Raw genomic sequence first — 20,243 nt, 5'->3', positions numbered from 1 at the left:
TAGCTTGATTATCAAAAGTGTTGCCGCATTTTTTGAACGATACGAGATGAATAAGATGGCATAATCGAAAACGTGAGTACAACTTACGTCCGCTTCTCGCTCACAGCGGACCTTCCGATTCGATAGCTCAACCGCTGTGTGCCAAAAACGGAGATTTAAGCGTTCAGGGAATACTAATCCCTTGGGAATGTTTCATCGTTTTATATAGTCTCAAGCAATAATCTACATTTCATATTTTGTAATTTTTTGAATATTGTCATGAGGAGCTGGTGGCTTTTTTCGAATTCACCTGTGAAAAATTGTCGAGCTGTCTAATCCCAGGGACCAGGCAGGTTCCTAAAGTTGCTATGACTACTGCTATCGCTGAAACCAGAAGCACATTACTCCTGCCATAATGAATTGCCAGCGGCCCAGCGACCAGTTCACCTAAGGGAATGGCCACAAACGAACCTACAGCGTCATAGGCGTACACGCGAGCCAATTTTTCCTGAGGAATATGAGTTTGTAATGAATGAGCCCAGGAGACTCCGAATAGACCGAACGTTACGCCAGCAATAAAAAAAGCTGCAATAAGCCACGTTGCAGAAGCAGGTTGACTAAGCATAAAAATTGGCACTGAGCATAGTGCTACTAGCATTGCACCAATAAAAAGATCGCGTCGTGGACGCCATCTTAGGGCGAAGAACGAACCTGTCATAAGGCCAACGCTTTGCGCAGCAACCATAATTCCCCAATTAGCTCGCCCAAAAGAAGCATCAGCAATCACAGGGCCAAGTACCATCATTACGCCACTAAATGCTGCATTGATAATGGTGAATTGGACCACAATTGCCCATACCCAAGCTCGGCTTGTGAATTCTTCCCATCCTTCTTTTAAGTCCTGCAGGATATTACCTGATGGTGGGCATGCTTTGATTGATGTAATACGAATTAAGAAATAAAGCGGTGCAGAGGCTGCGAAACCAATCGCATCAATTGCCAGTCCCCAACCGGGTCCGACAGAACTGATTAGGATCCCACCAAGCGAAGTGCCGATAATCGTACCGCCATAAATACCAAGCTGAATTAATGCATTCGCTGCTCGCAAATTCTGCACTGGAACAGTTTGGGGGACCAGCGCGGAGGAGGCAGGTAACGCGATGCCAGCTGCTGCTCCATTCAAAGCTCCAGGTAATGCCAGACTCATCACAGTTGCTGATCCGTCCAACACAGACCATGCGACAATAGCTTGTGAAACTGCCGCAATAACAGAAGAGGATACCAATACCTGGTTACGAGAGTAGCGGTCCGCTAATACGCCCCCGATCAACAAGAATAAAACGTTAAAAATGGAGCGGGACGCAACAACGAGACCTAAATCAGATACCGATCCGCCAATATCAAGCACTGCGAACGCTAATGCAATCGGTGCAATACCATTGCCCAAAACGGTAAGAAGGCGAGCAGCAAACAGATAACGAAAAGGACTGAAGTGAAAAACGCTAACTTTTTTAGTAAATGTTTTCATTATAAAAATGGCTTCTGGATAAGAGGATTTATTTTAGAACGCCTGTATTTTGCTAATACTTTAGCATGATCTGATAGTTACACTGCATTATGTCGTTTAGGTAAGCAGAGAAATAACTTCCGCTCCTCGCTCCTCGCTCCTCGCTCCTCGCTCCTCGCTCCTCGCTCCTCGCTCCTCGCTCCTCACTCCTCACTCCTCACTCCTCACTCCACACTCCTCACTCCACACTCCTCATGGATATTGGCCTGTATGTCAGTCCGCCTCGTGCCAGGAGCTGACTTCGCGAACATCACGACACATTAAGGAAAGATATCTAAAATCAGGTGGCCGGGTTTTACGGGATGTTTACATGGTTGCCGGAGCGTTACCTTTTTTCTGATGCGGCCAATTTTCACGCCACCGGTCTGCATGAGCTGGTTCACTGGACTGGGGCAAAAGCCGCCTGAATCGTGAAATGAAAGGGAAGTTTGGCAGTGCGAGTTAGGCTTTTGAGGAGTTGATCGCCAAGCCGGGAAGCGCGTACCTGATGGCGGATCTGGGGATCGCTGGAGAGGGGCAGCATTAAAGCGATATTGCTTCCTGGCTGAAACCACTGAAGAATGACAAGCGCTATATTTTCAAGGCCGCTAGTGCAGCGTCCAAAGCGCATCGTTATTTGATGGATAGCCACTGAGTTTGTTACTGATTCACTAATAACACAAAGCAAAAAGCCCGCTCAGGTTTCCCTGAGCGGGCTTCTTAAATATGGCTCCTCTGACTGGGATCGCCTTTGCCAGTAACTGGCGAATAAATAGGCTAAACCTGAGTTGCGATGCTGTCAAGACCACCAAAATGACCACCAATAGAAGCTGGTGAGCGGTCTCGTGTATTTTCTGTTCGTTACTATGACCATATCCACAAGGGCAGTCTGCTCTGCGCCAGAAGCGGGCACCAATTGTAGATGCAGAAAAAAGGCAGTGGGAAGTAACAGGAGGGCCAACCAGTTGGCAGCTTTGATTAACAATAGTATTAGCGTGTTGAAAGCTACCTTGAAAATTTTCTCCCCTGTCTCGAATCGTCAGCAGTATTGGCTCAACGGAATGCCCCAGATTAGTCGCCTAATACTAAACGCGCAGAGGTACCTCATGCGTAATTCTGTCGATGGATTATCCCATCAGCTCCCAGTTTTCGTGGGTGCAACTTCATCCTGAATAAACTAACGCCGGAAAAGTACTGGCTGATGGCTGAAAAACCGGATATCTCAAAAAGTGCCTGGAACTAAAGCGGGTGTGCTTACAATAAGACTGACCGCTATATGACAAAATTGTCAGGGTTTTAGATTGGTTAATTTTTTTGAATACAGGTTCAGCTCGTTAATAATGCACTCAGGTTCTTCACGCAGAGGCATATTGTCTATATCTAGAACCCCATCATTTTTTTCAGGACTATCAGTCTGCAGGCCAGCAAACAGCGGAGTGAGATCCTGCTGTGCTTCGCCTCGTTCAGCCACCAGCTCGAACGTTTTATTTTTTGCCTCATCGTTGGTCAGGGCACTGACCAGAACCTGGGCGATTTGCTCCCGGGATATCACACCATCCTCCGGTGTTCCCGCATGGCGACGATCTCCCTGAAGCATAACGATTCTGTGCTCATCATCATTGTTGTAATCAAACCAGCCGGGCCTGACGATGGTATAGGAATGACCACTTGCCCTTACCAGACGCTCGGCACGTCTTTTCCAGTCATGAACCTCAGTGCGTTGATTCCAGGTGCTGAGTCGTTCAGTCACGCCAATCGTGGTCATCAGGGCGATATCAACAGGTGCATCCTTGAATATTCGTAAAATATTGCGCACTCCGCCGTAATCTATGGCCCTGGCACCAATACGGCCCTGACCATCGGAACCGAGAGTGAAGATGATGGCATCAATATCTTTCGGCAATTCGGTGAGTGTTTCCGGCATTGAAACATCGCCGTAAAAAACATCTGTTCCCCGAGGAAGCGATTTCACTTTGCTCTTATTTCTAACCAGCGCTACAGGCTGATGACCCATTTCGATAGCGATATTCACGACATGAAGTCCAATACTTCCTGTCGCACCTGCAATGAGTATTTTCATGATAAACCTTCTGATAATTCAGACTTATTTTCGATACATTTAGAATATCAATTATCATTATTGTCAGTAATGGGGCTAAAATGATTGTGTCTATGAACCCCCTTCATGAGTGTGCGGTGAAGGGAATGCCCCCATAAGGAAATCGCCGATGCTCAAAGAAAACTTCAACGAACTGCAAATCTTTCTTGTGGTAGCGAGAGAGCGAAGTTTTACCAAAGCAGCGGGCAAATTGGGCGTTTCTCAGTCTGCACTCAGCCACGCGATGAAAGCACTAGAGGAAAGGCTCAATATCCGCCTTCTGACCCGCACGACCCGAAGCGTTGCCCCCACAGAAGCCGGTGAGAGAATTATTGCCTGCCTTGAACCGCGTATCGCCGATCTTGAGCAGGAGCTGGAATCGCTTGTGCAACTTAATGGCACCGCCTCCGGCAATATCCGTTTATCTGCCGGGGAGCATGCCGCGCGAAGTCTGGTATGGCCGAAGTTAAAACCTTTCCTCAGGGAATATCCGGAAATTAATCTCGAACTGGTGGTTGATAACGGCTTTGTCGATATTGTTGAGAGGCGTTTTGATGCCGGGATCCGCCTGGGCGAAAGCGTGAATAAGGACATGATTGCGGTAAGAATTGGACCGGACATGAGAATGGCCGTAGTGGGAGCACCATCTTATTTCGCTGCAAATCCTGTACCTGAAACGCCGCACGAGCTACAAAATCATCGGTGTATCAATATGCGCCTGCCGACTGCCGGGGGACTGTACCACTGGGAGTTTGAGAAGGAAGGGAAACCGTTACGGGTCAGGGTTGAGGGGCAGGTAACGTTTAATCTGCAGGCGGAAAGGATTGATGCGGCTTTATCTGGCTTTGGCATCGCCTGTATACCTGAGGACAGGGTGCTGGATTATATAAAGTCAGGAGAGCTTATTCAGGTTCTGCAGGACTGGTGTCCGTCTTTCCCCGGATATTATCTTTACTACCCGAGCCGTAAGCAGCATCCGCCCGCTTTTGCGCTGATGATCGATGCACTTCGCTACTCGGAATAACGGGTCCGCAATTCGCTGCGGACCCGCCCGGGTATTAACGGCCTACTCGAGCCTGATGCTCAGGAGAGTAACGTTCGCCGACGATTTTAATCGTTTCAAGCGCCTGGGTTATTTGATGCGAATCATCCTGCGAAAGAATGATGTCAACAGCCCCCAGGTTTTCCTCCAGCCGGTGCAGCTTAGTGGTGCCGGGGATAGGAACAATCCACGGTTTTTGTGCCAGCAGCCATGCCAGCGCGATTTGCGCAGACGTCACGCCTTTCTCTGCCGCCAGTTCACCCAGCAATGAGACAAGCTTTTCATTGGCTTCAATCGCCTGTTCGGCGAAACGCGGCACGGTGCTGCGGTAATCATCCTTGCCAAAAGTCGTTCCTGGCTTAATCGATCCCGTCAGGAAGCCCTTGCCTAATGGGCTGAAGGGTACAAAACCAATATCCAGTTCCTCCAGCAACGGCAAGATCTCCTGCTCAGGCTCGCGCCACCACATGGAATATTCGCTTCGCAGTGCAGTGACTGGTTGTACAGCATGTGCCCGACGAATGGTTTGCGCACCCGCTTCGGACAGACCGAAATGTTTGACTTTGCCTTCCGCGATCAGCTCTTTCACTGTACCCGCTACATCTTCAATGGGGACATCCGGGTCGACACGATGTTGATACAGCAGATCAATGACATCAGTCTTAAGACGGCGTAATGATCCTTCCACCGCTTCACGGATATGCTCCGGACGGCTGTTTAAAATCTGCTGCTTGTTGTCGTCGCCAAAAGTAAAACCAAACTTAGTGGCGATGACCACGCGGTCACGAAATGGTTTTAAGGCTTCACCGACCACCTCTTCATTAAGAAAGGGGCCATACACTTCGGCGGTATCGAAGAAGGTGACGCCACGTTCAACCGCAGCGCGGATGAGCTCGATAGCCTGTCGGGTATCGGTCGCCGGGCCGTAGCCGTGGTTTAAGCCCATGCAACCGAGCCCAAGTGCGGAGACTTCGAGTCGGGATTTACCCAGATAACGTTTTTGCATTGAATGAATACCTCTTTTATCGCGACTTAAACATCAAGTTTGCGGCCAGTCAGCCATTCCACCATCGCCGGGTCGCGGTGTGAGAAGAAGGCGCTGGTTGCGGTGTCGAGGGCGGCAATCTGAAGCATATCTTCAGGGCTGAGTTCAAAATCGAGAATATTGATGTTCTCTTTCATGCGTTCTTTGCGCACCGATTTCGCCAGTGAAATGATGCCTCGCTGGAAGATCCAACGCAGCACAACCTGGCCCACGCTTTTGCCGTACTTCTGACCAATTGCCGTTAACACGGGATGCTGGAACAGACCATTTTTACCCTCAGCAAACGGTGCCCAGGCTTCCGGCTGAATGCCATGGCTTTGATTCCATGGAACGGCATGCAGCTGCTGGTTGAAGGGGTTTACTTCAATCTGGTTTACCGCAGGGGCCACTTTGTTGAAGGCGATAAGGTCGGCCAGTCGGTCTGGATGGAAGTTGCTGACGCCAATGGCGCGAATTTTGCCTGCCTGTTGCAGTTCTTCCATAGCTCGCCATGCCCCATGGACATCACCGTAAGGCTGGTGAATCAGGTACAGGTCAACGTAATCAAGTTGCAGCCGATTCAGGGAGCGTTCGAACTGTGCTTTAGCACCTTCGTAGTTAGTATCCTGCAGCCATAGCTTGGTCGTTACAAAGAGTTCGTTACGTGCGATACCGGTCTGTTTCAGTGCGTTCCCGACCTGGGTTTCATTCTGGTAAGACGCGGCGGTATCGATCAGACGGTATCCCGTATCGATGGCATCAATAACGGCTCTTTCGCATTCAGCGGCATCAGACATCTGAAACACACCAAAGCCCAGCAGGGGCATTTCAACACCGTTGTTCAGTTTTACAGTTTGCATGACGTTATCCTTTAGCTGTTGTGTAGGAAAAGCATAACGCAAAGTGATTTATTCGATTAGATGGGGTAATTAGCTAGGGTTTATTAGGTGTGCTCATTAATTTAGAGAAGCTGACGGTAGGTTCTGTGCCAGAAACAAAGATTTGATTGTTTTCATTTCCATATGGTGGTTCAGGAAAAACTAAATAAAATGAGCATTTTGTTAGTCTATGATCGATCACATTTATAATTTTTCCTGAATAATACCTAATCTATCAGCTGGCCTTGTGCCATCAGTGGATATCCGATGCTAAAGAAATTTTGTTAGCAAATATGCCAAGGAAACTGAATAGGGAACATAAGGTATGCAATTTATAACAAACGGCCCTGACATCCCCGAGTCACTTCTACAGGCTCATGAAGAAGGTCGTGTGGTATTTTTCTGCGGAGCGGGTATTTCATATCCCGCGCAGCTACCGGGTTTCAAAGGGTTAGTCGAAGAGATTTACCGGCTGAACGGAACTGAACCTTCGGATATTGAGAAGGCTACATTAGAACGTGATCAATATGATGCCACACTCGATCTTCTTGAGCGACGTTTGCCCGGCCAGAGAATGGATGTTCGCCGCGCTCTTTTCAATGCGCTCAAACCAAAGATTCGCCTCAAGGGAGCCACTGATACTCAGGCTGCATTGCTGCGTTTATCACGAAGTCGAAAAGGTGCACTGCGTCTAGTTACTACTAACTTTGATCGCCTCTTTCACGTAGCGGCAAAACGTACGCGTCAGCCATTCCAGTCATATTCATCTCCGATGCTTCCTATTCCAAAGAGCAGTAAGTGGGATGGGGTAGTCTTTTTGCACGGTTTACTACCTGAAAAAACCGATGATACGGCACTAAACCGTCTGGTAGTTACCAGCGGGGATTTTGGACTGGCTTATCTTACCGAACGTTGGGCTGCCCGTTTCGTCAGTGAACTGTTTCGAAACTATGTTGTGTGCTTCGTGGGTTATAGTATTAATGACCCAGTATTGCGATACATGATGGATGCATTAGCAGCAGACCGTATGTTGGGGGAAATGACTCCCCAAGCTTGGGCACTGGGAGATAGTGAGCCAGGCAATGAACATAAAAAAGCCCTTGAGTGGGAAGCCAAGGGGGTGACACCTATTCTTTATAGTGTTCCTGCCGGTAGCCATGACCATTCCGCACTTCATAAAACTCTTCATGCTTGGGCAGATACTTACCGGGATGGGATTGAGGGTAAAGAAGCTATTGTTGTCAAACATGCCCTAGCCAGGCCACAAGACACGACGAGGCAGGACAACTTTGTCGGACGGATGTTATGGGTATTGTCGGATAAATCGGGATTACCAGCTAAGCGTTTTGCTGATTTCAATCCAGTTCCCTCTCTGGACTGGTTGTTCGAGCCATTTGGCTCTGAGCGTTTCAAATATGAAGATCTGATCCGCTTTGGTGTACCTCCTCACGAGGTGGTAGATACAAAGCTTTGCTTTAGCATGCTGCGGCGACCTGCGCCTTACATCCTTGCGCCCTATATGTGCCTTGCATCTAATGGTCGTTCTGAGAGTCTGTGGGACGATGTGATGGGTCACATTAGCCGTTGGTTGCTACGTCATCTGAACGACCCAAGACTGGTGATCTGGATTGCGGAACGTGGAGGTCATCTACATGAACGTTGGGAGTGGATGATTGAGAACCAGTTAGAATTTCTTTGTAGACTGGAGCGTGAAAGCAAAACCTCTGAACTTGATGATATTCGAACAAATTCACCTAATGCTATTCCTGTGCCTCTTATGCGTACTTTATGGAATTTGCTGCTCACCAAGAGGGTGAAATCATACGGACTTAATGCTGATCTTTATCAGTGGATTAATCGCCTAAATTGGGAGGGAATGACGACGACAATGAGATTAAATCTTCGCGAATTGCTTGCTCCGAAGATCGCATTGAAGAAACCATTTCGCTGGGGTTATGACGAGGGCAGAATTGATAACCCAGATACTATCAGGCAATTAGTTGACTTTGAGCTTGTATTGACTGCAGATGATGTTAATTCTGCATTGGGTACACTCGACAGTGAAGTCTGGAAATCAGCCCTACCTTCTCTGCTGGACGATTTTCAACAGCTACTACGTGATGCGCTGGACCTGCTGCGCGAACTAGGGGAGGCTGATGAGAATAGTGACCGATCATACTGGGACCTTCCCTCTATTATTCCACACTGGCAGAACCGAGGATTCCACGACTGGACTTGTTTAATTGAACTTCTGCGAGATTCATGGCTTTCGGTCAGAGCTAATAGCAGTGCGCGTGCAACATTAATCGCGCTGAACTGGTTTGATTTGCCTTACCCTACCTTCAAACGCCTCGCTCTTTTTGCTGCAAGCAACGATGATTCCATTCCTTCAGAAAAGTGGGTTGAGTGGTTGTTGTCCGACAACGCGTGGTGGTTATGGTCAAGTGATACTGGAAGGGAGGTTTATAGGTTATTGGTATTACAGGGACGAAGTCTGAAAAGCCATGAACAGGAGCAACTTGAGTCTGTAATTCTGGAAGGGCCTCCACGTAGGATGTATCGTGAAGATATTGAGGAAGAGAGGTGGCAGTACCTTGTCGCTCATTCTATTTGGTTGCATCTGGCAAAACTTAATCTTTCTTGCCTTACCTTGGGAGAAATAGCATCAGCGCGTTTGGCAGAATTATCCAATGCCCATCCTGACTGGCAGTTACATGATAATGAACGCGACGAATTCTCTCACTGGATGAGTGGCACGGGTGATCCTGATTATGAGAACAGTCGACAAGTTGTCATTGCTCCTGGCAAGCGGCAGGAATTAGTGGAATGGCTCACCAAAGAAATCCCAGATGATCGCTTTTTTTACGAAGATACATGGCGTGATGTTTGCCGCACGCGATTGTTCCTCAGTGTGTCAGCGCTTTACGCACTGGCAAAAAAAGATATTTGGCCCGTGAAACGATGGAGTGAAGCTCTCCAAGTTTGGTCTGAAGAAGGGCTGGTATCACGCTCGTGGAGATATTGTGCACCTCTAGTTCAGGCTATACCCGCTCACGTACTTATGGAGATACTTCAAAGCGTCTCGCGTTGGATAGAAATGGTATCTAAGGCAGCAAACCACAACGAATATCTACTGCTATCTATCTCCCAAAAAGTGTTAGCACTTCCGCTTGGAAGAGGGGGCGATGCTCATTTTGTTACTAATGGAATCGAAAATTACAGTCCCGTTATGTCCGCAATTAATCATCCCGTCGGTCATATTGCGCAAGCCTTGATAAATTTGTGGTTCAAACGGAACCCAAATGATAACGACCAGCTTCCTGACGATCTCAAGCTTATTTTCACAAACCTGTGCGACCCAACCATAGAGCAATTTATCCATGCGCGGGTAGTGTTGGGGGCGCAATTAATAGCACTCTTCCGAGTTGATCGTTCTTGGACTGAACAGTTTCTTTTACCATTTTTTGACTGGGGCGATTCTATTGAGGCGAAAGCGCTATGGGAGGGCTTTCTGTGGTCGCCTCGCTTGTACCAGCCATTAATGACAGCCTTCAAATATCAGCTACTGGACAGCGCAAACCACTATGAGGAACTGGGTGAACATCGCCAGCAATACGCAAGCTTTCTCACTTATGCAGCTCTGGGGCCGACAGAGGATTACACCGTAGAGGAATTTCGTAGAGCGTTTGGTGCGCTACCGCATGATGGGCTTGAAAAGTGTGCCCAGGCGCTTTATCAGGCACTGGATGGTGCAGCCGATCAACGAGAAGATTACTGGAAGAACCGTGTTCAACCATTCTGGAGAAACATCTGGCCGAAATCACGTGAGTTGGCTACACCGAAAATTGCAGTATCTCTTACTCAATTGGTCATTGCTGCCAGAGATGAATTTCCTGCAGCTTTACAAGAGATTTTCGCTTGGTTACAACCCATTGAACACCCAAGCTACGTCTTAAACCGTCTGCATGAATCTGGATTATGTAAGCGATTTGCTGCCGAAGTAGTGGAACTGCTTAATGCCATAATTTCAACTACAAACCGGCAATGGTTGTCCAAGAATTTGAGTTTATGTCTGGATGAGATTATCAGTGCAGCACCAGATCTTGAGAAAAATGCTCAATATTTACGGTTGAGAGAGCACTCTAGGAGATTTAGTGTCTCATAGCGGCGTGCTATTTAAGCACAATAATCTTTTTGTAATATGCTTCTATAATAAGCGCTTGAGAAATCCGCTTAAAACTGTCACAGAGCTGTCAGGGATGATGGCGATTTCATTTACCTACTCCGAGGTAGTATGTATTTGTTCATGAAATCAGGTGAGCTTACATAGTCAGAGTCGTGACGATGATGTATTACAGATCGTCTAGAGGTTATTACTGACTAGTATTAAAAGCGAACTTCTGCTCCTCGATCAAAGCAGAGCATCACGTTTCCATTTTATTTTTTTGATAAAACTGATGTTTGTATCGAGCCTTCATTAATGAAGGCTCAATATTGGCTCTTCCTACTGCAGATCTTTTTTCTTCAAAAATTTACTAACCAAATCAGCAATCTGCACATTATTTAAATCAGAGAACGGGAAGTGGGTATTCCCTTTGATTCCCACTTCTGGCAGATGCGTTACCGTCACATCCCCGCCATGCTTATTCACCACGTCACGCCACTCACGAGCCATTGCCAGACGTACGCGCCAGCTGTCCTGCGCAGGCATGGTGACAGGCTTATCCGGTATATTATCGCCGTAAATAATCAGAATCGGGATTTTGGTCAGAGCCATAAACTGCTCCATCGGCACTGGCTCACCCTTCAGCGTGTCGAACGCGCTTGGCATAGGGGCTGGGAGTTCTTTTTCCGGGAAGACAAAGCTGCTGCCAGGCTCAAAGGCGACAATGGCTTTGACCTTGTCATTTTTCATCGCCGTGTACCAGCCTGGTCCGCCACCCTGAGAGTGGGTGAAGAGGATAGCGGGGCCGGATTTATCCACGACGGCGGACATCGCATCAGAGATAACATTGATATCAAACGGCCCGGTGTTCGGGGTCATCTGACGGAAATACTGGTTCAACGCTTCTTTGTCGTGAGAGAACTGAACGCCCTTAAAATACTCTGGCCACACGCCAACGCGGAACTGATTGAACCACATCTGTTCATCCGGTTTAGGCGTAACAGTACCTTCTACCGTCGTACGTCCGGCGCTGCCCCGACGCGGCTGATCGACAAGATAAGTTGAGAACCCGCGACGCAGGAAGATGTTCTGGAACCCTTCGCGACCATCCGGGGTACTTTCCCAGGTACGGGAGAACTGACCTGCGCCGTGCAGCATGACGATAGGGTATTTATGCGGATTCTCCGGGATTTGGTAGAACACAGACGCATGATCGCCATGGTAGGTTTGGCCAGCAGACTCCAGCGGCTTTTTCGCATCAAATGTTCCTGGGGCGGTGATGATGGTGCCACCAGCAGAAAAGCTTCCTTGTTCCTGAATGACCAGCGGCTCGGCATAGACCGACTGAGCCACCAGGCCACCCGCCATTACGCAGATGGCCAGCGTTTTTAAGATTGTCTTCAAGATTACATCCTCTGTTATGTTTGCCGTTCAATCATATCTGAGTTGTTAGCGTTAATTATTTAGCACCCCTGATTGCCCTTATTTGGCAGATTCATTAATGCGGACGATTAACTGCGTATTGTCTCTAACCAACTGGTGACCGTTTCAGTTGTTCTTCGCTCCTGGTCGCATTCAATAACAAGCGGTTTTTCCCGACGCGCAGTTTGGGCAAGACTGGCAAGGATGTCGTCGCTGTCTCCTTTACCGTAGCCACCGTGAGTAATGAAGGGGATGAGTAATTTGCCCGCAAGGTTGTGGCTGCTGAGAAATGCTTGCACTACAGGCGGCACGCTGGTCCCCCAGATCGGAAAGCCTAAATACACTGTCTCGTAGCGTGAGATATCTGCAACGCTATTTTTTAATGCGGGTTTGACTCCTCGCTCACGCTCATTTTTCACCTGTTCAACGGTCTGAAAATAGTCTTCCGGATAAGGTGTGGCCGGTTCAATTTCAAACAGATCGGTGTTCAGGCTACGGTGAATGACGCCCGCAATCACCCGTGTATTTCCGCTGCGGGAAAAGTACGCCACCAGAATACGGCTTGTGCCCTGCACGTTTGCGTTTCCGGTGGCAGCTGTCGCCAGGGAGACGTTCGCCAGTGTGAGCCCGGCAAGCGCGGTGATTAACATTCTGCGGTTAGGATCATGCTCCATACCCAACTCCTAATTGTTTGTGAGCGCCTGTTGCAGCGCCTTTTCAGCTCGCGTAGCCGCATCATTTTCGCCATGTTCACGCAGAACCTGTGCCAGTTGGCGCAGTTGCGCTGCCGTCAGGCCGACCCGCATGCTGGCTCGCGTATGCGATAATAGCTGGGCTTCAACGCCTGGTGTGGCCGCTAATGCGCCAACCGTTGCCAGCTCGCGGCTTTGCCAGTTGAGGTTATCGCGGGCGAAAATGTCGCCGAACAGATGCGTTTGCAGGAATTGATTAATGACCGGGGCAAAATCAAACAGAGGGCCCTGAACGGGAGCGCCTGAGATTTTAGTCTGATTTGCGGTACCGACACGGCGAAGCTCATCCCCGACAGGGATCGGAGCAACCGGTTCTTTACCCTCAACGTCTTCGATGCCACGTTGTTTACGTGCTTCGACGACCTTCATCAGTTCACTAAGCGCATTCAGGCTACGGGGGAAGCCCGTATAGGCATAAAGCTGGACGAGAATCTCTTTGGTTTCGTTTATGGTGAGTCCTGCATCAAGTCCCTGATTCAGGGCTGCATTCAGCTTATCCATCTGACTGCTGGCCATCGATGCCGCAATCAACGGGATGGCCTGCTGGCGAGCCGACAGCGTATCCGAAACGGTTTGTTCGTGGTTCATTTCTGAGGCTCCTTTATTGACGGGCGCAGCATTTGCCGTGAGACCAAAACCAAAGGTCAGCAGTACCGCTGCCGTTAATGCCTTAATGGGCGTGGTATTGTTCATCTGTCACTTTCTCCATCCAGTTAACGCTCTTACCATCCACAACCCCGGTTATCGCCAGATGCGTCATCGCGCTGCCGGGTGCCGCCCCGTGCCAGTGTTTGACGCCCGCAGGGCAAGAGACAACATCGCCCGCGCGGATAATCTGCACCGGCTGGCCTTCTTGTTGTGTGAGCCCAACACCCGAGGTCACAATAAGCCGCTGACCTGCCGGATGCGTATGCCAGGCAGAACGGGCTCCGGGTTCAAAGGTGACATAAGCCCCGGAAACACGGATGTCGTTATCAGGTTTGAAGAGAGGATCAACCCGGACGCGACCGGTAAAATTCTCCGCTGGCCCATACACCGCGTTCTGACTTCCTGCTGGGGCAATATGGACAGCGGGATTTTGCTCCGCTGCCCAGGATGAAAAGGTGAAGAAGGGCAGTAACAGCCCGAGGTAACGTAAATGTCCGATCATGCAAAGCGTCCTTATCAATGAAGAGGGGATTGCCTGCGATGATTTTATCGAGAGGGTGATGACGTCAGGCTGACGCCCCCCTGACAATTCTGTCAGTTAACCCGGGTCCCGGCTCAGCGCCGGATTGAGCATTGCCCGCCGCTTTATCCGCTTGTATTGCAAAGGTGAGGCCAAATGTATTGATGCCACCTTCACTACGCGCAAAGACATCCCCCCTGTGCATAATGGCGACAGCACGCACGATCGACAGGCCCAGCCCATGATGGGTATCACTTCTGGCCCGGGAGGTGTCAACGCGATAGAATCGCTCGAAAAGCCGGTGTAAGTGCTCTGGCGATATCGGATCGCCAAGGTTTGAAACTTCAACACAGGCCTGATGACCTTTTTCGCTTAACCGCACCGTTAACCTGCTGCTGGAGGGTGAATGTCTTGCGCTGTTTTCCAGTAAATTAGCCAGTGAGCGGTGGAACAGCCGCCGGTCGATATGCGCGGTGACATCCCCCTCCACATCCAGAAAAAGCTGTTTTTCCGCAAAAGAGGGTTCCACATACTCCGCTGTTTTCAGGGTTTCTTCCCGCAGGGAAACCTGCGTAAGCTGGGACGCATGTTCACCCGCATGGGCATGGGACAGGAACAGCATGTCGTTAACTATCGACGTCATACGTTCAAGCTCTTCCAGATTGGAACCCAATAACTCTTCCAGTTCATCTTGCGAACGTCGGCGTGAGAGCCCCAGCTGCGTCTGGCCGATCAGATTAGTCAGCGGAGTCCGGAGTTCATGCGCAACATCGGCATTGAAGCTCTCGAGCTGCCTCCAGGCGACCTCTTGCCGTTCCAGCACGCCATTAAAAGATGATGCTAACTGCTGTAATTCGTCAGGTAATGCTTCGGTATTCAGGCGCTGACCATGGTCCCCGGGAGCGAGTTGCCGGGCCTGTTTACTGAGCGCCCTAACCGGACGAAGACCGATCCTTGATACGATGTAACCCAGTAAGGCGACAATCGCGACGCCCAGTGCGGTAATGATCAGCAATGTACGCGTGAACGCATCAAGTGTTCCCATGTATGGCGTGGAGTCGATGGCAACCACATAGCGCAGCTCAGGTCTTTCTCCGTTCGCGGGGATGGTTTTGACTAACAGGAACAGCGAGCATGCACCTTCTGATGCACCTGGCACTTTATTAAAGCCCTCCTGTAATGAAGACCACTGAACACCCACTGGTGGTGTTCCCCCGATGCTGAAGCGTGGGTTATCGCTTACTATCCAGTAGCGAACTCGCTCACCTTCAGAATTGGTTAACACGGTGAATTTATTGGCAAGCGTTGACCAGCCCTCAGCCGAGGTTCGTGCGGTGATCCACGGACTCATTAATGATTCCCGGAACAACAGTTCGTTGTGCATCTGCTTTTGCAAAGAGTCATGCAAAGAGCTTCTGAGCAGGATGCCGATAACGGAGACAATCAGCAGCGCGGATAAGGCAAACATCAGCGCCAGATGAACGGAGATGGAACGCTTAGGCATGCTTATCCCCTTCATTTATTCGGTCCGGACTTCGAGGACATATCCCATGCCACGAACGGTATGTAACAGTTTGATATCGAACGGAGCATCAACTTTGGCACGCAGGCGTTTAATGGCGACTTCAACCACATTGGCATCGCTATCAAAATTCATGTCCCATATCTGCTCTGCAATCATCATCTTTGACAGGATCTCCCCCTGATGCCGGGCCAGAAGGCTCAACAGGGAAAACTCTTTTGCGGTCAGCTCCAGCCTCGTTCCGGCGCGAAAAACGCGGCGAGACAGTAAGTCGAGGTGCAGATCGTGAATTTGCAGTTGGGTGATGTCCGCGCCATCCGTAGAGCGGCGACGCACCAGTGCCTGAATGCGCGCCACCAGCTCAATAAGCGAAAAGGGCTTTGGAAGATAATCATCCGCGCCAAGACGAAGCCCTTTGACGCGCTCGTCGACGGATCCTCGTGCAGAGAGCATCAGCACCGGCGTCTGTTTAGCTGCCCGCACACCCTCGAGAACCCGGTAGCCATCCATCCCTGGCAACATCACATCCAGGATTATCGCGTCGTAGTCGAACTCCAGCGCGTAATGAAGACCTTCAGCGCCATCTGCAGAAACATCTACCATAAATCCAGACTCGCCCAGCGCACGGCTGAGATAGGTTGACGTTTTTTCTTCATCTTCGACTAACAACAGGCGCATAACGGGACTTCCTCTTAACTTTTCAACGGAGCTTCAACATCTGAATAAACCTGCACGGCATCCGGCAGACGTTGACCCTGGATAGTGATGGCATCCAGTGAGCGGGTGAGCTCGGTCATTTCTGCGGCAGTCAGCGATATGCCGGTAGACGCTGTGTTTTGCAGCATATGGTCTTTATTGGTGGTGCCAGGGATGGGAACTATCCAAGGTTTACGGGCCAGTAGCCATGCCAGTGCAATCTGGCCCGGCGCGGCATTTTTTCTTATCGCCCAGGTTTTCAGCAGCTCAACGAGTTGTAAGTTGTGCGGGAGATTGTCGGGTGAAAATCGCGTTTCTATAGCACGTATATCACCGGCAGCGAACCGGGTATTCCCATCAATCCAGCCCGTTAAAAACTGCACGCCGAGTGGGCTCCATGGCACAAAGCCAATGCCCAGCTCTTCACATAGCGGAAGTACCTGCTTTTCAGGGCCGCGCCAGAGCATGGAGTATTCACTTTGTACGGCAGTAACGGGTAATGCCGCATGGGCGCGTCTCAGCGTATTGATACCCATTTCAGACAGCCCCCAGTGCAGGACTTTCCCTTGATCCATTAAATCTTTCACCACACCGGCGACATCTTCGATCGGGATCTGCGGGTCAACCCGGTGCTGATACAGTAAATCGATACGATCGGTACGCAGGCGTTTGAGCATGTTTTCGACGACCTGCCTGATATGCTCCGGTCTGCTGTTGAGACCCGGCAGTCGCTTACCTGTCTGCTGGTCAATGTTCCAGCCAAACTTAGTGGCGATAACGATTTTGTCCCTGAACGGGGCGACGCCTTCCCCGAGAATTTTTTCGACTTCAAACGGGCCGTAGGCTTCAGCTGCGTCGAAGAACGTTACCCCTTCATCAAAGGCCCGGTGGATAACATTGAGCATCTCGGGACGCCAGGGAACAGAGGTGTCATATTTGCGACTCATGTTCTGCACGCCCAGACCGACGGCAGAAACTTCCAGCTTCCCGAGTTTACGCTTGCCCGGAGCAGCATTGCGTTGGCTGGTTTGTCTGGAGGAATCGACCTGAGAGGATTGGCTCGCCGCCGATACGTGGGGAATCAGCGAGGCGGCGGCAATACCCGCCCCGGCGACTAATAGCTTGCGTCGCTCTGGCATTGTTGGGTCATTCTGGCTTTTCATTGATTACTCCTTTTCTCAGAAAATTGAACATGAATCTCATTAAAGCGAGAACATTCTGCCTTCTGATTGCCAACATAAAGCTGACGGTTACCTGACAGCATTGTCAGAAATGATTACCTGCCACTTGGCGGCTTCCTGACAAAATTGTTATTTGCCTGTCACTATGCTGACAGCTCTCACTCCCTAATCTGAGTCTGCATATTTGATATCGCGAGCCTGCCTGGACAGGTCGCCACTCTTCGGGAGATACCATGAAATTCACACTTATAAGTGCAATGCTGATAACGGCAATGGCCGGAGTGACCTCAGTCAATGCGGCTGATTACAAAAAAAATCCGTTCACCCTCGTCTATGACGGTGCCATCACTGAGAACGTCAAAGGCAAGGTCAACATCCATCCAGTTAAATACGATCTGCATGGCATCCAGATTGCTGCGAATGTCTATACCCCTGCTAACTATGATCCTGCCAAAAAATATCCTACCGTGGTGGTCGCACATCCTAATGGTGGCGTAAAAGAGCAGGTCGCGGGTTTATATGCCCAGCGTCTCGCCGAGCAGGGCTACATCACGATTACCGCCGACGCGGCTTATCAGGGCGCTAGCGGTGGGATGCCGCGCAGCGTGGATAAACCCGCTAATCGCATCGAAGATATCCACGGCATGGCTGACTACATCAGCCAGTATCCGGGGGTTGATACTTCCCGCCTCGGTCTGCTTGGCATTTGCGGTGGTGGCGGTTATTCACTGGTTGCCGCCGAGACAGACAAACGGTTCAAATCGATCGCAACCATCAGCATGTTTAATTCAGGTCTTGTGCGCCGCAATGGTATGCAGGATTCACAGTTGGATACTATCCAGCAGCGTCTTCAGCAGGCTTCTGACGCACGTGCTCAGGAAGCCGCCGGAGGAGAGGTGCTTTACTCCGGCGATGCCAACCTGACTGATGAACAGATTGCTAAATTACCTTTTGCCTTGTATCGCCAGGGCTACGAGTATTACTGGAAAACCCACGCCCATCCGAACTCTACGTTTAAATACACTACAAGCAGCCTGTTAGACTTGATGAGCTTTGACGTAACGGACCATATCAATCTCATCAATAAACCACTGCTGATGATTGCCGGTACAAAAGCGGATACGCTCTATATGACTGAAGGTGCGTTCGCGAAAGCCACCGGTACGAAGGACAAAGAACTCTTCCTGATCGATGGTGCTACCCATATCGAGACGTATTGGGTGCCCAAATACGTTGACAAGGCTTTGCAAAAGTTAGACGTCTTCTTCGATAAGAATATTTAATCCGCATCTGTCGATACCCCGGCGGGTATCGACTTATCCAAAATTTATCGTTCAGATTAACGGAGTCGGGATGAAAGATAATTACGTCTGGTTAATAGCCACTATGAATGAAATTCATAAAATCATTCGGGCAGGGGATAGTTGTTTTTTACCTGAACAGTCAATGCCATCAAGGCGCTGGCTGCCGTAAACACCGCAATTATCCAGCCCATCGTCCATGGTGTGCCATCACTGAACAGAGCGAGAAGAAGTGAAGAGATGATGCCACTACCGTATTGTAACGCGCCCATTAGCGCCGACGCCGAGCCTGCAACATTAGGAACGGCGTCAAGTGCGCAAGCCGTGGATGTCGCAGCGATGATGCCATTCATAGAGAAGAACACGAACACAGCGCCGATAATCACGGTAATTCCACCGACACCCAGGCCGGTCGTGACCGCCAGCACTATTGCCGCAATAGTGGCGATGAATACGGCATTCCTGAGCAACGCTTCCAGTGGATAGTGGTGAACCAGGCGTCTGTTGACCATGCTCACTGCCATTAATCCCACAATGTTTACTGCAAACAGCCAACCGTAATGCTGCGGGTCAACACCGAAGTACGTGATGTATACAAACGGAGAACCGGTGATAAAGGCGTAGGCTGCAACGTAATAAAAAGTCAGGCACAGGGTAAACCGCATGTATCTGGCGTTGGTGAGCAAGGCATAGTAATTGTGAAAGGCTCTGGTTACGGAGGCTTGCGAGCGTTTCTCAACAGGTAATGTCTCCGGTAACCAGAATAAAGACATCAGCATTAATGTTCCGATAATCGCCAGCAGCCAGAAAATGGCATGCCACGAGGTGACTTTAATCATCTGCCCGCCGATCAGGGGCCCGGCAATCGGCGCGATGGCCATGATTATCATCAGGGTCGAAAGCATTTGTGCTGCACGAGTGCGGCTAAACAGGTCACGGATCATTGCTCGTGCCAACATCGGCCCGGTACAGGCACCTAACGCCTGAAAAACACGCCAGAAGATAATTTGCACGATATCTGTTGATAATGCGCAGCCCACCGAGCCGATGATGAATAGGCCTAAACCGATAAACAGCGGCAGACGACGCCCGTAACGATCGCTAATCGGTCCCCAAATCAGTTGCGCAATGCAAAAGCCGATAAGGAACCCTGTGATCGTCAGCTCAGCATCACCCTGCAAATCTTTCGCCATGACGGGCATAGCCGGAAGATAGATGTCGGTTGATAAAGAGGTAACAGCCATCAGGGCGCTGAGAATGAGTAGAAATGATAGACCTGTATTGTTAGCTGTAGCTGACTGTGTACGTGTCTGTTGATTAAGCATGGTGATCCGTTGGACATGAAGAGATAAGGGTATATTAACGGGTTTAAGCTCGCTGATAATCACCGAGGGGAGGATAGGGACTATGAATAACATTCATTAATATTGGGAATTGCGAAGGCAGTGAAAAAATGATTTGAACAGGTG

The 20,243-nt window shown here is 49.8% G+C and carries 16 protein-coding genes and 1 pseudogene; 4 read left to right on the top strand and 13 right to left on the bottom strand.

Annotated features, from left to right (window positions below; genetic code table 11):
- Window positions 1–256: 256 nt before the first annotated feature.
- On the bottom strand, window positions 257–1,507 hold the full coding sequence (locus tag AC6I8D_RS12860; RefSeq protein WP_069729567.1) for an MFS transporter: 1,251 nt from the start codon (window positions 1,505–1,507) through the stop codon (window positions 257–259).
- Between the two features lie 350 nt (window positions 1,508–1,857).
- Here AC6I8D_RS12860 and AC6I8D_RS12855 point away from each other — a divergent pair.
- Window positions 1,858–2,180: pseudogene (locus AC6I8D_RS12855) on the top strand (zincin-like metallopeptidase domain-containing protein); the annotation flags it as partial.
- Window positions 2,181–2,196: 16 nt separating this feature from the next.
- On the opposite strand, the gene AC6I8D_RS12850 reads toward AC6I8D_RS12855, so the two are convergent.
- A complete protein-coding gene (locus AC6I8D_RS12850) occupies window positions 2,197–2,376 on the bottom strand; it encodes a hypothetical protein (protein WP_497820681.1) in 180 nt (59 codons plus the stop codon).
- A gap of 437 nt (window positions 2,377–2,813) precedes the next feature.
- The gene (locus AC6I8D_RS12845) at window positions 2,814–3,605 is read right to left on the bottom strand and encodes an SDR family oxidoreductase (RefSeq protein ID WP_497820297.1); all 792 of its coding nucleotides are present in this window, start codon (window positions 3,603–3,605) and stop codon (window positions 2,814–2,816) included.
- A gap of 148 nt (window positions 3,606–3,753) precedes the next feature.
- Here AC6I8D_RS12845 and AC6I8D_RS12840 point away from each other — a divergent pair, with 148 nt between their 5' ends.
- A complete protein-coding gene (locus tag AC6I8D_RS12840; protein WP_497820296.1) occupies window positions 3,754–4,647 on the top strand; it encodes a LysR family transcriptional regulator in 894 nt (297 codons plus the stop codon).
- Between the two features lie 34 nt (window positions 4,648–4,681).
- Here AC6I8D_RS12840 and AC6I8D_RS12835 read toward each other — a convergent pair whose 3' ends face one another.
- Both AC6I8D_RS12835 and AC6I8D_RS12830 read right to left on the bottom strand, forming a co-directional pair.
- Window positions 4,682–5,671: an aldo/keto reductase gene (locus AC6I8D_RS12835; RefSeq protein ID WP_497820295.1), complete on the bottom strand. Its 990-nt coding sequence runs from the start codon at window positions 5,669–5,671 to the stop codon at window positions 4,682–4,684.
- Between the two features lie 26 nt (window positions 5,672–5,697).
- Window positions 5,698–6,549 carry an aldo/keto reductase gene (locus tag AC6I8D_RS12830; RefSeq protein WP_163520538.1) on the bottom strand — a complete coding sequence of 284 codons (852 nt, stop codon included), beginning with the start codon at window positions 6,547–6,549 and terminating at the stop codon, window positions 5,698–5,700.
- Between the two features lie 343 nt (window positions 6,550–6,892).
- On the opposite strand from AC6I8D_RS12830, the gene dsr1 reads away from it, so the two are divergent.
- Complete coding sequence (gene dsr1, locus AC6I8D_RS12825) at window positions 6,893–10,732, top strand: anti-phage defense-associated sirtuin Dsr1 (RefSeq protein ID WP_279810803.1); 3,840 nt, start codon at window positions 6,893–6,895, stop codon at window positions 10,730–10,732.
- Window positions 10,733–11,071: 339 nt separating this feature from the next.
- On the opposite strand, the gene AC6I8D_RS12820 is transcribed toward dsr1, so the two are convergent.
- From AC6I8D_RS12820 to AC6I8D_RS12790, 7 genes are all read right to left on the bottom strand, one after another.
- Window positions 11,072–12,136 (bottom strand): alpha/beta hydrolase, encoded by a 1,065-nt coding sequence (locus AC6I8D_RS12820; protein WP_279810804.1) that lies wholly within the window; start codon window positions 12,134–12,136, stop codon window positions 11,072–11,074.
- Between the two features lie 107 nt (window positions 12,137–12,243).
- The gene (locus tag AC6I8D_RS12815; RefSeq protein ID WP_279810805.1) at window positions 12,244–12,828 is read right to left on the bottom strand and encodes a flavodoxin; all 585 of its coding nucleotides are present in this window, start codon (window positions 12,826–12,828) and stop codon (window positions 12,244–12,246) included.
- Window positions 12,829–12,837: 9 nt separating this feature from the next.
- Window positions 12,838–13,599 (bottom strand): carboxymuconolactone decarboxylase family protein, encoded by a 762-nt coding sequence (locus AC6I8D_RS12810; RefSeq protein WP_064367691.1) that lies wholly within the window; start codon window positions 13,597–13,599, stop codon window positions 12,838–12,840.
- The gene (locus AC6I8D_RS12805; RefSeq protein ID WP_064367692.1) at window positions 13,577–14,056 is read right to left on the bottom strand and encodes a (R)-mandelonitrile lyase; all 480 of its coding nucleotides are present in this window, start codon (window positions 14,054–14,056) and stop codon (window positions 13,577–13,579) included. Before AC6I8D_RS12805 ends, AC6I8D_RS12810 begins: the two co-directional genes overlap by 23 nt.
- A gap of 64 nt (window positions 14,057–14,120) precedes the next feature.
- Window positions 14,121–15,578, bottom strand: coding sequence for a heavy metal sensor histidine kinase (locus AC6I8D_RS12800; protein ID WP_497820294.1), 1,458 nt, complete (start codon window positions 15,576–15,578; stop codon window positions 14,121–14,123).
- A gap of 15 nt (window positions 15,579–15,593) precedes the next feature.
- Window positions 15,594–16,274 (bottom strand): heavy metal response regulator transcription factor, encoded by a 681-nt coding sequence (locus AC6I8D_RS12795; RefSeq protein WP_497820293.1) that lies wholly within the window; start codon window positions 16,272–16,274, stop codon window positions 15,594–15,596.
- A gap of 14 nt (window positions 16,275–16,288) precedes the next feature.
- Window positions 16,289–17,455, bottom strand: coding sequence for an aldo/keto reductase (locus tag AC6I8D_RS12790; protein ID WP_497820292.1), 1,167 nt, complete (start codon window positions 17,453–17,455; stop codon window positions 16,289–16,291).
- A gap of 275 nt (window positions 17,456–17,730) precedes the next feature.
- Here AC6I8D_RS12790 and AC6I8D_RS12785 point away from each other — a divergent pair, with 275 nt between their 5' ends.
- Window positions 17,731–18,756, top strand: coding sequence for an alpha/beta hydrolase (locus tag AC6I8D_RS12785; protein ID WP_371601216.1), 1,026 nt, complete (start codon window positions 17,731–17,733; stop codon window positions 18,754–18,756).
- Window positions 18,757–18,878: 122 nt separating this feature from the next.
- On the opposite strand, the gene AC6I8D_RS12780 is transcribed toward AC6I8D_RS12785, so the two are convergent.
- The gene (locus AC6I8D_RS12780; protein WP_089562324.1) at window positions 18,879–20,099 is read right to left on the bottom strand and encodes a multidrug effflux MFS transporter; all 1,221 of its coding nucleotides are present in this window, start codon (window positions 20,097–20,099) and stop codon (window positions 18,879–18,881) included.
- Between the last annotated feature and the right edge of the window lie 144 nt (window positions 20,100–20,243).

The organism is Pantoea sp. X-Soil-MYKO-1785 (assembly GCF_059730675.1).
This window is presented reverse-complemented; position numbering and strand designations above follow the sequence as displayed.